Below are 275 nucleotides of genomic sequence, written 5' to 3'. Positions count from 1 at the left end.
AACACGGTACATATTTATACGGCCCAATCGGATGCCACGCAAAAAATAGGAAATGCGACGCTTGAAGCAGGATTTAAATTCAGTAGCACAGAAACAGGAAATCATATCAGGTACGACACTTTATCGGTTAATAACCAATTTGCTTTTGATCCTTTGCGGAGCAATCAATTCTCTTATAAAGAAAAAATTATAGCCGGGTATATTGCCTACAGCCAGAAATTTGATAAGCTTCAACTGAATGCCGGTCTGAGGTTTGAAAATACTAACAGTATTTC

The 275-nt window shown here is 37.8% G+C and carries 1 protein-coding gene; it reads left to right on the top strand.

The features are described from left to right. The coding region (locus SCA31_RS23330; RefSeq protein ID WP_410699401.1) for an outer membrane beta-barrel protein at positions 1-275 on the top strand (275 nt) is incomplete at both ends.

The sequence above is a fragment of the Chryseobacterium sp. SIMBA_028 genome (assembly GCF_046535285.1).
Lineage (GTDB): Bacteria > Bacteroidota > Bacteroidia > Flavobacteriales > Weeksellaceae > Chryseobacterium.
This window is presented reverse-complemented; position numbering and strand designations above follow the sequence as displayed.